We start from the raw sequence: 13,015 nt of genomic DNA, 5'->3' as shown, positions 1-13,015 counted from the left end.
TTACCTCGCACTTACATCGAGGGGACAACAGTCGCGGTCAGCATGATCACCTGGAACGTCCTGCCCTTGTTCCAAGCGCCGGACAGACCACCGATGCCGTTGTTGTTGCTGCCGTCATAGCGATTGCTCACCGCGCCGTAGAGCACGACGGTCTGACCGTCCGACAGCGCGATGGTCTGATCGTCCTTGTTGCCGAGGATGTCGGGCAACTGGATCTGCTGCAGCGTGGCGCCCGAACCTGTGCTGATCGTGGTGAACGGGCCATTCAGCTTGGAGCTATCGCTCCAGTACGAGAGGATGATCTGGTTGTGGTCGTTGACGGACGGCAGGATGTTCACGAAGTCGCCGACCGTCACCGATCCCGGTTGCAGACCCGGCACGCCGGCCGTGCCGCCCGTGAGCGAGCCGAGGCTTGGCGTTGTTGCGGCGAGGTAGCCCTTCGTCTCAAAGGAGCCGATGGACACCGGCAAACCGTTCAACGTCAGCTTCGTTTGCGTGTTGTCCTGGACAGTCTTGCCGAACGCGTTAAGGCCGCTGACGATGGCGTTCGTGCCTTCCATCGGTGAGCCGGGCTTGAGGACGGACAGACCGACCGTGCCGCCGATCGCCGTCGCAAGCGACGTAGGCGATGCAACTGTCACGGCATAGCGTTTCAGGCCGTCCGAGATGCGATTGAACACGATGTCTGCACTCACACCGGCCTGTGAGCTGTTGCTCAGATCCACTTGCAACGTGCGCACGCGCAGCGCGACTTGCCTCGTCGATATGGCATTCTCGCGCGCGAGCAGCGCACCCATGCGATCGACCGCTTCCTTGGTGTCACGCACCATCACAAGGCGGCTTTGCGGATTGACCACCACCTCGCCGAGCGGCGATTTGAGCTTTTCAAGCTCGGACTGGATGATCGCGATTTGATCGAATGTTCCGTCGCGGCCGGTAGATGTGACAGCGGAGAACGAGCCGGTATTGCCCGTTGTCCCGCCGGTCGTGCCGCCCGACGCTTGATTACCCGTCGAGGTATCTGTGCCCTTGGACATTGTCGACTTGATCGACACCTTGCCGGGGATTGCCGCGATCGTGAACGTCTTGGTGACGAAGCGGCTGATGGAGATGGTGTTGCCATCGAACGTCCAGTCGAGGCCGAGGTTTTCCGTCACGCCACGCAGATACTCGCCCACTTTGCAGTTGCATGCTTGGGCGTAGACCGGCTCCACGTTCGACTTCGCGATGGCTTGCGGCTGCGTTGGTGCGGTTGGCGCGCCAGCGCCGCCGTTCGTCCTCGGAATCAGTGCGTCGCGCGGGATAAAGACGTCCGGGCTCAGATGCACCGGATAGCCGGTAGCCGTAGAGACAAGCGTCGCGATCCTCGAGAGCGGCAGATTACCGGGGAACACCACCGTCTTTTCACGGAAGATCGCGGGCAGCGTAGCCTCGTATGCGACCGGCACAAGTCGGTCACCGAGGAACGCGGTCGGCACTTCCTCAACGAGCGACATGGACTCCGGGCCATTGCCCATCGCACGCGTGGCTTCAGCGTTCGTCGCGTCATAGGCATGGTTCACATCGGATTGCGACACGGCACAGCTAGTCAGCGAGGCGGCCACGAGAATGGCAACGGCAGATTTGATTTTCGTGAGGCGCATGGCGATTACTCTTGGCAGTTGGCTGCGCGTGCGACGACGCGGATTACGTTGTTGGTGTGCTTGCAAACGCGCGTGGGCGTGCGCATGTGATTCGTCGCCTGCATCACTTGCGTGAGCACCGACTTGAAGTCGCCCGAGAACGTCGCGTTGAACTCGAGCGGCAAGTCGTCGTCGATCTTCCATGCAAGTTGCCAGCCCTGCTGCTGCAGCCAGCGGTCGAGCGCGTTGCGCAGGTTAATGTCCTGCGGCGTGATCGTGAAGCTTAGGATTCCGCCGGGCGCCGTCGCACCACCTTGCGACGGCACAACGACCGGGGCAACGTCCAACGAGCCGACAGCTGACGGCGCGGCAGCACCAGGAAGCGCCAAAGGCGCAGCGCCGCCGATCGCTGCCTTGAGCGCGGCGGGAGCAGCAGGAGCCGCAGGAGCAGCGGTAAGAACCGGGGCCGCGGCAGCAACGTGCCCAGCCGGTGTCACCATGGCGACCTGGGCCACCGGGGCCACCGGGGCCACCGGGGCCTTTGCGACCGGTGCGGAGAGAAATTGCCAACCGTCGCCCGGCGGAGGTGCGAGGCGCGACTGGTCAGGATCGGCTGCGGCGAGACCCGATACGGTTGTCAGTGCCAGACACGCGAACAAGTGGGCCACCATGCGCGCGGTGCGTTGCGTTTGAATAGAAAAAGTAGGCGTCATGTTGGTCAGTTCGCGCGTTGCAGGCGGCGGTAAATGTTGTTGGCGTAGACGAGTTGCTTATTCGAGGAGACTGCGTTGTAGGCACCGACGGCTTTCCAAGTCGGACCAAATTGCTTAATGTTCGAAGCCAAAATCCATGTGCCTACGTAGGCGTTCACACACGCATCGAACAGATGTTGTCGCGTGATACCGAAGCGAGCGAGCTTCGGAAGCCAGGACGAGTTGATTTGCATCAGGCCAATGTCCTCGCTGCCGTCGGTATTGCGGCTGGTCACATACGGGCGCATTCCGGACTCTTGCTGCGCAATCGCGCGTACGACCTGAACGCTCACGCGGTGATAGCTTGCCGCGTCGTCAAGGCAATCCGCGCGCGCGTTCAGGGAGACGGCTGTGAAGAGCAACGCCGAGAAAAGGAACAGTCGGCTCATGATGCGGGCCGATCAAAAAACCGAACATCGTGCTTGCGCTGCACATTCACGACGTTGCCGTCAGCGTTCACGATGAACTGATCAGCCGTGCCGTTGAACTTGTAGTAGCGACCTTTTTGCTCGCCCGAGCCCATGTGCGCCACGTCTGCGACCGTCACCTTGCCGACGGTATCGGCGAACTTGAAGAAGGTCGAGCCGTCCTGATCGAACACGCTCTGCAAAACGGCCTTGTTCGCAGTGTCGAACTCATAGACCGTTCCGGCGACGCGGGCGACTTCGACCTTGTTCGTGCCGTTGGAAACGGTGAAGCGCTCCGCGCGGTTGAACGTAACCACGTCGGTCGCGTCATCCCACTTCGGACGCAGCGATTTGCCATCCTGACCGATCACCTTCAACTCGGCCGCGGGCTTGGCCGAAAATTTGATTTGAATATGGCTATCATCACCGTCGCGGATCGCAACCGCGCCGAGCTTCGCGGCAAGAACGGAGCTTGATGCGGCAGGTGCATCTGCGTCAGATTTTTTCGCAATATCGGCAATGGGGTCGGCCGCAGCGTTTGCGCTAGACGCTGGCGCCGGAGCTGCTGCGACCTGCGACACCGGTGCTACATAGTTCACCGCCACCGACTGCGGAGCCGAGCGGCGAAGTGTTACATGGTGAGAGTTGAAATCGACGTCCGCGTACAGGTCCGAGGCGGCGACCAAACGATCGAGCGATTGCATCCAGTTCTCGCCGTCGCGCGTACCGAAGCTGGTCGAAGCGGTCAGATCGATGTCCTTCTGCGCTGAACCCGTCCAACCCTGCGGCACCACCGCTTTCACCAGCTGCGCGAGCGGCAGCGTGGCGTTCAGAGGCCGCGTACTTTCCAGGCTGCTGCGCGGTCCAATGAGCGCGAGCCGACCGGAAAATCCGCTGAATCCGGCAGGTGTCTCGGTGCGCGCCTTGTCGCCAATGAATCGATTCGCTTTCTTCCAGTATGCGGTGGCGCTCGAACCGCCGGCCGAGTAACGGATCACCTCGGGCGTGCCCGGCACAACGATGTACGGACCCTGACTGTGGCCACCGTCGACGCGCAACACCTGGCCGGCGCGCGGTTGGAAGTACGTGTCGCTGCCGTCGTTGAAGACGAGCGCCGGTCGTTCCAACACATTGCCCGCGATCTCGTAGTCAAAGTCGAGCGGGTCTGTGCCAGCGGCCGCCGCATTGAGCGCGACTGCGGCAAGCGCGATAGTGAGAAGAGAGAGCGTGTGCTTCATAGACCGCGTTCAATTTGAGAGAGGTGCTTCACGAAGCGCGCGATGTACTCGCGGCCCGGGGCAGGATTGGCGCTGTGGTAATACGCGACGGCCTTCACTGCGGAATGCGTGAGGCGGTAGTTCTCGTTGAGGATGTCTTCCGCCACGCGGATGTTGGTCGCCGGCGCGAGCGCATCCCAAGCACTCTTGAAGCGCTTACTGTGGTATCCCCAGTTCACTTGCATCAGGCCAATGTCGAAGTCTGAACGGCCGTTGCTGATGAGGTATCGAATGGCTCGGTACGCGTCCTCGCGCGTGCGGAAGAAAAAGCCGCGACCGGCAACGTTCAACGTCCACGGCCATGCGCGCCCGTTATAGGCGGACTCGTTCAGCGCGATACCGGCGAGAATCTTGGGATCGACTGACGTGTGCATGACGTCGAACGGCGCTTGCGCGGACGCGCAAGCCCAGCCACCTTGCCGCTCTGCGATGCTCGCTTGTGCGTCATCGGTAAGATTCGCGGGGCGCAGCCACCCGGCTTTCACAAAGAGGCTTTCGAGGCTGACAGGCGAGCCGTCGATGCTCACGGCAACGCCACCGGAAGCAGCTTCGACCGTTTGGCCCTCAAAGCGGTTAGCCCATGCGAGGAACGGCTTCAGTCCGCAGGTGTAGACCGGCTCGCCCGGCAGCTCGACGATTGCGCGCTTTACGCCGTCATCAAGCACGATGCGCGTCGGGCTGATGATCGAATCGATGATTGCAGCATGGGCGCCGAACGCCATGACAGACAGGCATGCCGCCGCGAGAGCCTTACTCATGGTACGGCTCCATGACGATGTCTTGGGTGACCTGCACCAGAAACTTTTGGCCGGGCTCCACCGTGATCGTCGGCGGGATGTTCTGGTTGCGCTGCATGACGGTCTGGGCCGTCGCGGCCGCGACCTGCCCTGCCGTGTCGCCATATGTAGTGACGCCGTTAGGCGTCGCGGTCGTCGCCGTCTGCGAGCTGCTGTCGAACGCCTTCAGCAAAATCGCCGTAATGAAGCCCGCACCAAAGATCTTCAGGAAATGGTTGTTCACGTCGCCCGAGAACCCGGCGTAGCCGTTTTGGTCGGCACCTTGCATACCGTTGAGCGGCACGCTCTTTCCGTTGGGCAGACGCAGACTCGTCGAAGCGACGAGCAAACGCTCTTGTCCAACCTTGACGTCCGCGCTGTACATGCCGTTGATGAACGCACCCTTCGGGATCATCAAGCAGTCACCGCGCAGGCTGTCATAAACGTCCTCGTCCACCATTAACGACACGCGGCCAGGCTTGTCAGAGTTCAGCCCTTCGACCGTCTTGACGTGAATGACGTGGGGCGGCGTCAACGTGCAACCCGTTGAGCGGCCATTGAACGTCGTCCGCTCGATGCCGCCTTGCGACGCCGCATCGCGCAGGAACGCGCGGTCGCGGTCTTCGGGAGCCTGTCCTTGTTTCGCCAACGCGAGCGCCATCGCATCGGGGGTGTTAGCTCCCGCAGCGTTCCGAGAAGCTCGCACCTCGTCCAACGAAGGGACGCCAGCGGGGAGTACGCCGGTCGACGAGTTCGCCGAACGCGATGCGCCGGCCTGCTTGAAGATGGAAGACGTATAGATCGCGTCTTGCGCCGCTTGGCGGGAAAGCTCGCGCGTGTCCGTGCCCGAGCCTGCGACCTCTTCCTTGAAGTCCGCACCGGTCAGCATCGGTTTGATGGCGGGCTTCGGAGCTGCTGCTTCAGAAGCAGCACGCGCGGCAGCCTCCGACGCAGCTGCGTCGCGCTGCTGACGGATCATCTGGTCGATGTCGTTGTTGTTCGCGGCAGTGGGCGTCTCCGTACTCGACTTGAGCGCGGTCGCCTTCTTGATGCGGGCCTCTTCGTCTGCCTTGTTCGTCGCCTGTAGCTGATAGTAAAAGCCGAGGCCGCCGATCACGACCGCAGCCAGAATGCCGATGCTCATAATCGCATTGCGCGGCGTCTTGCCTTTGACTAGCGTTTCTTGCTCCGCAGTAGGCGTGGCCGCGTCCGGTTTCTTTGCCACGGTCAGAACACTCCGAACATGCGCCGACGGCCGCGCGTCACGGTAACCTCGTCCTTGCCGGAACGCAGCACGATCTCGTCGGCCAGACGCTGAAGCACGAGGAAGTCGCCGCGCCGAATGAAGTTCGCAACGACGCGGTCGCCGTGGTCGAGGATGAATGGAACCGGCCACTCCTGAGCTTTCGCGGGCATACGCATCCAGACAGCATGGCCATCATCGAAAACCGTTTCCGGCGTGAATTCAGCGCGGCCGTCGACGCTGTAGTCCCAGTTCAGCTTGTCGGGCGCGACGCTGATGCTTCCCGAGTCGGCACCACCACGGTCGCCGCTTCCGGACGCATTTTCGCGAGCGCTGACGCGGGCGATCGGCGCGCGCGGATATTGGAAGCGCACCGTCTGATAGAACATGCCGCCCGCCGGTGAGGCGATGAGCGTGAAGTCGTATTCGCGAAGATTCGTCGTGAGGTGCAGCGTGTTGACGAGGTCCGCCTTGTGCGGCTTGATGAACACATGGTTCATCTTGTCGTCGTCGATCTCCCACTGGACGCTGTCGCCCATCGCCGGGTCGGCAATCAGCTTCTCGCCCTTCTCCAGTTCGATCGTCGTCAGCTTGAGCGGTGCGGTCAGCACGCGGTAAATCTGGTCGCGGCTGTACGGAAACACGCCGATGCGAGCGTCGCTGGGCATCGTCAATGGATCAGCGCCGCCGTTGAACGGATTGATCGGGCTCATCGGGTCGCCTGCGACCATCGCGGCATTAAACGACGAATCGCTGGCGGCTTTTTTCGCAGCAGCCGGTTGAGCAAGGAACGCTGCGCACGCAGCGAGAACGCACATGCCGATGACCGGCCGTTTGTTGAGAATGGTTGCGGTCATGCTTATGCGGTCCGCTCGAGGCGGAAGAACGGAATGAAGATGCCGAAGGGGTTCGTCGTCAACGCCTGCTCAGCAGTCGGTGCGACGATTTGATAGCGCAACGTGAGCGCATATGACTTCACGTCCGGCCTGCCGGTCGCGCCAGCCTGCGAGGTGGTCGTCGTGAACTCAACGAGAACCGTCGAGTCTTCGAGCAACGCGATATTGCGCACGTCGACTTCGCGGATCAGCTTCGGGTTGGCAGTTATCTGCTGAAAGGGGGTGTCGGCCTTCAACCAGTCACGGAACTGACCGGCTGCCGCGCCGATCATCTGAGCTTTCACCGCATTAATGTTAGCCGTCATACGCGACGTCTCGAGCCGGTCCGTCAGCACCGGCTCGATCGTGAACCAACGAACCGCCATATCTTTGACGGTCGTCCGCACAGCTTGCGAGTCTGGCTTGTAGGCGACGAGCTCTATCACGATCGGATGGCCGCCGGTGTCGGCAGAGACGCCTACGACGCGCGTGACCGAAGGCGGCGGTTGGCGCGTCCACACAGCGCCGGCCGCGACAAATGCGAGGCCGAACGAGATGAGCATCCAGCGGTTAGCTTCGAGCGTGAGCCTCGTGCTCGTCTCGAAAATCACCTTGCTCGGATCTTCCTCGGCATATGAGCCGGGGGCCGTGGACAGCGCGGCCCGACGCTTGTTCTTGAAAAGACGCATGGCAACCCTTTGGAATGGTCACCATTGAAACAGCGCGAGCGTCCTTTTTTTCGCGGAAAGGAGGATGGTTTTGTGCGTCATTGCACGGCTACGACCAACCACCTCTGCCAGCCCTTCATGTAGGAGAATTATCATGATGAAGCCCGTTTCCCACAAAGACGCTGTTTTTTGGCGTCTTTCTGCTGCACGGCGATATCGGAAGATGAGCCTTTTAGCGGCGACTGAGGCTTCGTGTGTGAAAACTGCAGGAAGACCCGGATTGTCACACCAGTGTGTTTTTGGTTTTTTGTTTTATAAACAGAGGGTTAGAGTGGGGTCGCTCCGATAAAGTGAATTATCAGTGATAAGGCGCGCCGATCCACCGCTGGTTAGGGGTTGCTAAGAGAAAGGGCAGCGCTGCTGGCAAAGCAGAGAACTCACTATCGTCCAATTTTGACCGCGTGATGCGGTGCTGATCGAACAACCACTGGTCAAACATCACTTCACTTCAATAGCGCCGAAGCGTCCGGAGCTTTAGGACGATATGGCCCCCACTAGCTACGTACACAGGCATAAGCGAATTTAAGTCGTGACGGCCGCAAACCTTTAGCTCAATTGCTGCATCTTCTTGTGGGCTGTCGGCGATTGCTACACTCGGAGACGTCGAAGTCGATCACGTCATTCCGCTATGCAGGTACGTCTCTCGAATGCATTCGAGCTTCTCAGCGAGGGGCTTGCCGTGCGGGCGATCACCGCTATGCGATGGATGAACTATGCCAATCGGCGGAAGCCTCCCAAATTTGGCTACCTTTTCAAGACGTCGCGGTGCGGCCTTTGTGGCAAGCCGGGGAATGACTGTTTGTCCGTGTACTTTTTATTGAAACACGCCGCGTGTTTACAGATTTAAAGACACTTTTACACCTTTAGTAAACCTTTAGCGCTCGGAGAGCCTTGCTGCACAAGGGTTTCCGAGCGATATGGTCTCAGCCTATGGGGCAGACGGTAGCCATTGATGGGTAGAACGGGTTGTGGATATGGGAAATCCGGACCCCTGATATGGGGGAAACGGCCTCTGGATATGGGAAGAACGTAGCTCTCTATAGGATCGTGACGGAGTCCAACGGACGGTAGTCGCGTATGGGAACATCGATGGGTAACGGTCTATGGGTTGAGCATTAGCCTCAGTTCGACACTTCAGGTAGCCATCTCTGGGAAGGCCCGTTTGGTAGCCGTTTATGAGAGCCACATGCCGGCTCCAACAAAATGTCAAGCGGCGCAATGGCAACCTTCCCGACGCCGTGGCGATTTGCGTTCATACGGTAGCCGTCTGTGGGATTGCGAAAAGGTAGCCGGGCATGGTGCGATTATTTGTGCGCCTTTGTCCGGACCGAAGGGAGGGTGGCAACCGATGGGAGAGTCGAAAGGTAGTGCGCTATGGGTCGGGTTTGCTCGCACACTCTAAATTCCCTGGGTCACGGAGCGAATGGGTACCCTTCTGTGGGAATTTCCCATAAAGGCCTACCTTAGACGCAGTTAATCACCCATCTCTCGGAAATTTAGGTAGCTAGTTATGGTGTTAGGCAAAGGGTCGGCCCAGCCACAGAATTGTCTGGGTTCAATGGCTTACCCGATGGAGCTAATTAAATTTCGAAGGCCTTGCGCTCACAGGACCTGAGGTATAAAGTCGGAACGGTACTTGGTTACCTATCCCATTATGGCGCGCTCCAAATCGGTCGAAGGAAAAGAAAATCAGGCCTCTCTCTTCAATGCGGTACAACCCCCTGACCTGCTGAGAAAAGCCGTTCAGGCAATTCACATCGCTCCACGGTCCGGAAAGATCGGCTTGCAGCAGCGAAAAATGTTCAGTTCCCTAATCAAGAACGCGATCAAACAGGAGTCTGTGGAGCCAGGTCGCTCCAGCTTCACAATCACCATCAGCGCTCTGTCACAGGACAGCGGGCTGAACAGCAATAACACGCAATATGTTAAGGACACCGTAAATTCACTTATCAGTACGGTTGTGAACTGGGACTATCTTTCGCCCGACAGCAGCACGGTCTGGCGCGCTTCTGGCTTGCTTGCTGGCGCTGAACTGAAGCAGGCGACCCTGAGATACAGCTTTTCTGAACAGATTCGTGGCGAGTTGCTCAATCCTGAGGTTTTCGCGTTGATCGACATGCGTATCGCGCGAGAGTTTCGGCGTTCCCATTCACTTGCGTTGTGGGAGAACACCGTAAGGTACGAAGGTGTTGGCTTAACCGCGAGAATTCCGCTTAGCAAGTTTAGGGATTTGATCCTCGGGCAAGACAAGGGCGCGCAGACATACCAAGAGTACAAGCTTTTCAAGAGCAAGGTGCTCTTGCCCTGCATTCGCGAGGTCAATGAACTTTCTGACCATATGCTCGAACTCATCGAACACAAGGCTGGGAGAAAAGTCGAGGCAGTGCAGTTTCGGGTGACCCGGAAGAAAAGCGTTACTCTTGATCTTGATGGTAACGGTCGGGACGATGGGCTGATAGAGGAGATGACCAAGCTAGGCGTCCCGCGTTCAGAGGCGAAAAGGCTACTCTCCCAGTACGGTGATCAGCGCGTTCGTTCGGCTATTTCGTACACGAACGGCCGGGTAAATAAACGAGGCGCACCACCAGTCGATAACATCCCCGCCTATTTTCGGAAGGCGTTGCTAAACGAGTACGGCCCAATCACAGAGTCCGTTGAAGACCTATCGCGAAGACCGGCCACCGGGAGGGCCGAGCAAGAGGCACAATTGCGTGCCCGCTATGACGCTTGGAAGATTGGAGAAGCAAAAGGCTATTTTCAGGAGTTGGACTTCAACGACCAGTCGAAATTGATCGAACGCTACAACGAGTCGGTCGACGCAAATAACTTAAAGTTGAACCCGTCCAAGAAGCCCACGAAGCTCGCGGAAACCGGCTTTTTCAAGTGGCTTTCGCGCGAAACGTGGGGTGAACCTACGGCCGACGATCTACTTGAGTACGTCTTGTCACAGGCTAGGTAGGACACGTGTAGTCCTCAGATGGCTTTGTGTCCGTCTTCGGCGAGCAGTACCTTGAGCGCTTCTATATAGGTCTCTGCCCTCTCACGATCGTTGAGGGCAAGACTTACCTGAATATTCCCGTTGCCCCACTCTTTGATTGCTCCGATCGAAGAGCCGTCGGCGTCAGAAACCTTGTACTGCCGCGAGAAGGTTCGTCTCGGTGCGCGTTCTTGAGATAGCCCCTCCCGGATCGCCTTTACCTTCTGAAATGACAAGCCTTCGTCAACGATCTTCTGTACAAGATCGCGTGTCTTGCTCTCCCCTGCCAACTTGAAGTACAGGGTGAGTTCGTACGAGATGTTGATACCCAGTTGCTGAGGATAGAGCGAAATGAACTCGTGGATCGACGAAGGGAGTTCGAGAATAGCCAGCGTTTTGCTGACCTTGGACTTTCCCTCCTCAACGAGGAGAGCTAGGTCGTCATTAGTCTTGGCGTAACCTTCGTCCAAAAGCTTTTTGTAACCCAGTGCAACGTCGAGTACAGTTTCTTGTTCTCGCTCGTTGTTCGCAGCCCGAGCAAGCCGATAGAAGTCTATAGGTTCAAGACCGTCGAGCAACTTCAGGTCTAAGGTGTGCGTACGATTACGAAGCGCGCCTTGCTTGCGGTAATGCCCATCGATCAGTATCGCGCGCTCTGGATCGGTTGGATGGCGTGCTGCCAGCGCCGGAACTAACTGCCCATCCTTTGCCATCGACGCCGCGCGAGCAGAGATAAGCTCTTCGCGATACACAGTCCGGCTGTTCAGAGGGTTGTCGTCGATTTTATCGATTGGCCACGCGGCATATGTCGCCTTGACCTTGCCAGCCTTCTCCAAAGTTTCAATATAGGAGCTTGCCGGGGCGGACTTCTGAGAAAGCAGCTGACCAGCAGGCGCGTTGTCCAGCAACGTCGTCCTACCACCAAGCGCAGCCTCAACACGGTCGAATCGCGAGGACACGACGCCGTCTCGTAGCTTTTGGTCCCTTGTCACGCCGGCGTTCAGCGCAGCGGAGAAATTCTTTTTTGCCATGCTTACCCCCCTACGATTTCAAGGACTTCATCAACGAAAGCGTTGATTTCCTTATGAGCGGCCTTCGCTCCGCGTATCTGCAAAACCGTAGTCCCAGAGACTTCGGCCTCCTTATATGCAGTTCGAAAGCCAAGTCGGGTTCTTAACATGCTGAGTTCCTCGTCTTTTTCGGCTGCTTCGAAAATCTGCTGAACGATCGTGACTTTTTGATCCATATTGGCAACGGACCACAACTTCAACTCGGGGTTTGACATTCGCGCGGTCAGGCCCAGCTTCTTGGCTTCCTGAACCGCCCACAGATTCCCGCCAGATGCTCCGACTGGGATTAGACCAAGATCGGAGATTAGAAGTGCAACGGAGGGTGCGCTGGACCGAATGGCTGGCGGGCAGTCAATGACGATGTACTGGAAGTCTTCAACGAATTTCGCGATCTCGCGATCAGGACGTGGACTGAGCGACAGGTTAGTCAGCGCGGCTGGGAACGGTCGGTCATCTGATGCGGCACCGACGGACAGCGTTGCCGTGCCTTGTTCGTCCAGATCAACTAGAAGCGTCTTATAGCCGCGCAGCCCCAAAACGCCAGCCAGGTTGCAGGAAGTGGTTGTTTTACCGGAACCGCCCTTTTGATTGAAGACGGTGATTATCTTTGCGGTCATCGAATCGGTTCCTTGCGGGAGAAGTCCAGCGCGAGCCCGGTTTCTACGTAGAAACCGCAACGACCCAATGATACGAAATTCACCAAAAAATTTCAAACAAAATGTGTTCGAATATTCGAACCACTTGCACAGACTTGCGCGCAGAAGGGCATGCGCCTGCACGAATTCGACGGGATTCAACGATGAAAGGTAAGCAGCTAGGGTTTAGTTTTAACGGTTGATGGGAATTGCCCAATCAGGTCGAGTACGCGGAAGCTGGCAGCCAGGGCTCGAAATTTTCTCTGACACGAATGGTCCTGACCGCTTTCGACGCGAAAGGTGGAGATCACAAGTCCGCAGTTGGCACTCAAAAGTCTATTGTCGACCGCCTCCGTTAAAACGGCAGGTAAGGAATTGTTGCTATCGGTTCTGCAACCGGCCATAACGATCTATTTTCACACTAGGTTGATGGGAGTTTCTGCGTAGAAACTGGAATGCATGCCTATTGCGAAGACACCCCTCGGCCTTGAGGGGTGGCCGACCGGTTAAGCATTGGCGCTACACGATCGACATTATGATTTTAAGCGTTGAACTCTGGCGGCATTGCGCGTCACAACGCGATGTCAATTTCCCGTTGGGTCCCTTTCGGTTCGCGGTTGCCGGAATCGAAACGCGGACAACTGTACGGCCCC

General features: G+C 58.1%; 11 protein-coding genes. 1 reads left to right on the top strand and 10 read right to left on the bottom strand.

The genetic code is table 11. The features are described 5' to 3' along the window. Nucleotides 1-11 precede the first annotated feature (11 nt). The 8 genes from P9250_RS31590 to P9250_RS31555 form a co-directional block, all read right to left on the bottom strand. Complete coding sequence (locus P9250_RS31590) at nt 12-1,643, bottom strand: type II secretory pathway protein (protein WP_310397326.1); 1,632 nt, start codon at nt 1,641-1,643, stop codon at nt 12-14. Between the two features lie 5 nt (nt 1,644-1,648). Then, entirely contained in the window at nt 1,649-2,335 is a 687-nt protein-coding gene (locus tag P9250_RS31585) for a toxin co-regulated pilus biosynthesis Q family protein (protein ID WP_310397325.1), read from the bottom strand. A gap of 5 nt (nt 2,336-2,340) precedes the next feature. Then, complete coding sequence (locus P9250_RS31580) at nt 2,341-2,763, bottom strand: lytic transglycosylase domain-containing protein (RefSeq protein ID WP_310397323.1); 423 nt, start codon at nt 2,761-2,763, stop codon at nt 2,341-2,343. After that, nucleotides 2,760-4,019 carry a TrbG/VirB9 family P-type conjugative transfer protein gene (locus tag P9250_RS31575; protein ID WP_310397321.1) on the bottom strand — a complete coding sequence of 420 codons (1,260 nt, stop codon included), beginning with the start codon at nt 4,017-4,019 and terminating at the stop codon, nt 2,760-2,762. Before P9250_RS31575 ends, P9250_RS31580 begins: the two co-directional genes overlap by 4 nt. Beyond that, nucleotides 4,016-4,816 (bottom strand): transglycosylase SLT domain-containing protein, encoded by an 801-nt coding sequence (locus tag P9250_RS31570; RefSeq protein WP_310397319.1) that lies wholly within the window; start codon nt 4,814-4,816, stop codon nt 4,016-4,018. Before P9250_RS31570 ends, P9250_RS31575 begins: the two co-directional genes overlap by 4 nt. Further along, nucleotides 4,809-5,978: a TrbI/VirB10 family protein gene (locus tag P9250_RS31565; RefSeq protein WP_310397317.1), complete on the bottom strand. Its 1,170-nt coding sequence runs from the start codon at nt 5,976-5,978 to the stop codon at nt 4,809-4,811. The genes P9250_RS31570 and P9250_RS31565 overlap by 8 nt, the downstream gene beginning before the upstream one ends. A gap of 83 nt (nt 5,979-6,061) precedes the next feature. After that, a complete protein-coding gene (locus tag P9250_RS31560) occupies nt 6,062-6,934 on the bottom strand; it encodes a TrbG/VirB9 family P-type conjugative transfer protein (RefSeq protein WP_310397315.1) in 873 nt (290 codons plus the stop codon). 2 nt (nt 6,935-6,936) lie between these two features. Beyond that, nucleotides 6,937-7,641: a type IV secretion system protein gene (locus tag P9250_RS31555; RefSeq protein WP_310397313.1), complete on the bottom strand. Its 705-nt coding sequence runs from the start codon at nt 7,639-7,641 to the stop codon at nt 6,937-6,939. Nucleotides 7,642-9,334: 1,693 nt separating this feature from the next. Here P9250_RS31555 and P9250_RS31550 point away from each other — a divergent pair. Beyond that, nucleotides 9,335-10,639 (top strand): RepB family plasmid replication initiator protein, encoded by a 1,305-nt coding sequence (locus tag P9250_RS31550; protein WP_310397663.1) that lies wholly within the window; start codon nt 9,335-9,337, stop codon nt 10,637-10,639. Between the two features lie 14 nt (nt 10,640-10,653). Here the strand turns inward: P9250_RS31550 and P9250_RS31545 are convergent, their stop codons facing one another. After that, nucleotides 10,654-11,688: a ParB/RepB/Spo0J family partition protein gene (locus P9250_RS31545; RefSeq protein ID WP_310397311.1), complete on the bottom strand. Its 1,035-nt coding sequence runs from the start codon at nt 11,686-11,688 to the stop codon at nt 10,654-10,656. Between the two features lie 2 nt (nt 11,689-11,690). Continuing rightward, a complete protein-coding gene (locus P9250_RS31540) occupies nt 11,691-12,344 on the bottom strand; it encodes an AAA family ATPase (RefSeq protein ID WP_310397309.1) in 654 nt (217 codons plus the stop codon). Nucleotides 12,345-13,015: the final 671 nt, after the last annotated feature.

This window comes from Caballeronia sp. LP006, assembly GCF_031450995.1.
Lineage (GTDB): Bacteria > Pseudomonadota > Gammaproteobacteria > Burkholderiales > Burkholderiaceae > Caballeronia.
The sequence above is the reverse complement of the archived record's forward strand: the minus strand, read 5'-3'. Positions and strand labels throughout refer to the sequence as shown.

Coding starts and splice junctions, on each gene's coding strand:
- P9250_RS31560 (WP_310397315.1), bottom strand. CDS start 6,934: ATGACCGCAACCATTCTCAACAAACGGCCGGTCATCGGCATGTGCGTT.
- P9250_RS31540 (WP_310397309.1), bottom strand. CDS start 12,344: ATGACCGCAAAGATAATCACCGTCTTCAATCAAAAGGGCGGTTCCGGT.
- P9250_RS31555 (WP_310397313.1), bottom strand. CDS start 7,641: ATGCGTCTTTTCAAGAACAAGCGTCGGGCCGCGCTGTCCACGGCCCCC.
- P9250_RS31550 (WP_310397663.1), top strand. CDS start 9,335: ATGGCGCGCTCCAAATCGGTCGAAGGAAAAGAAAATCAGGCCTCTCTC.
- P9250_RS31570 (WP_310397319.1), bottom strand. CDS start 4,816: ATGAGTAAGGCTCTCGCGGCGGCATGCCTGTCTGTCATGGCGTTCGGC.
- P9250_RS31590 (WP_310397326.1), bottom strand. CDS start 1,643: ATGCGCCTCACGAAAATCAAATCTGCCGTTGCCATTCTCGTGGCCGCC.
- P9250_RS31545 (WP_310397311.1), bottom strand. CDS start 11,688: ATGGCAAAAAAGAATTTCTCCGCTGCGCTGAACGCCGGCGTGACAAGG.
- P9250_RS31575 (WP_310397321.1), bottom strand. CDS start 4,019: ATGAAGCACACGCTCTCTCTTCTCACTATCGCGCTTGCCGCAGTCGCG.
- P9250_RS31580 (WP_310397323.1), bottom strand. CDS start 2,763: ATGAGCCGACTGTTCCTTTTCTCGGCGTTGCTCTTCACAGCCGTCTCC.
- P9250_RS31585 (WP_310397325.1), bottom strand. CDS start 2,335: ATGACGCCTACTTTTTCTATTCAAACGCAACGCACCGCGCGCATGGTG.
- P9250_RS31565 (WP_310397317.1), bottom strand. CDS start 5,978: ATGAGCATCGGCATTCTGGCTGCGGTCGTGATCGGCGGCCTCGGCTTT.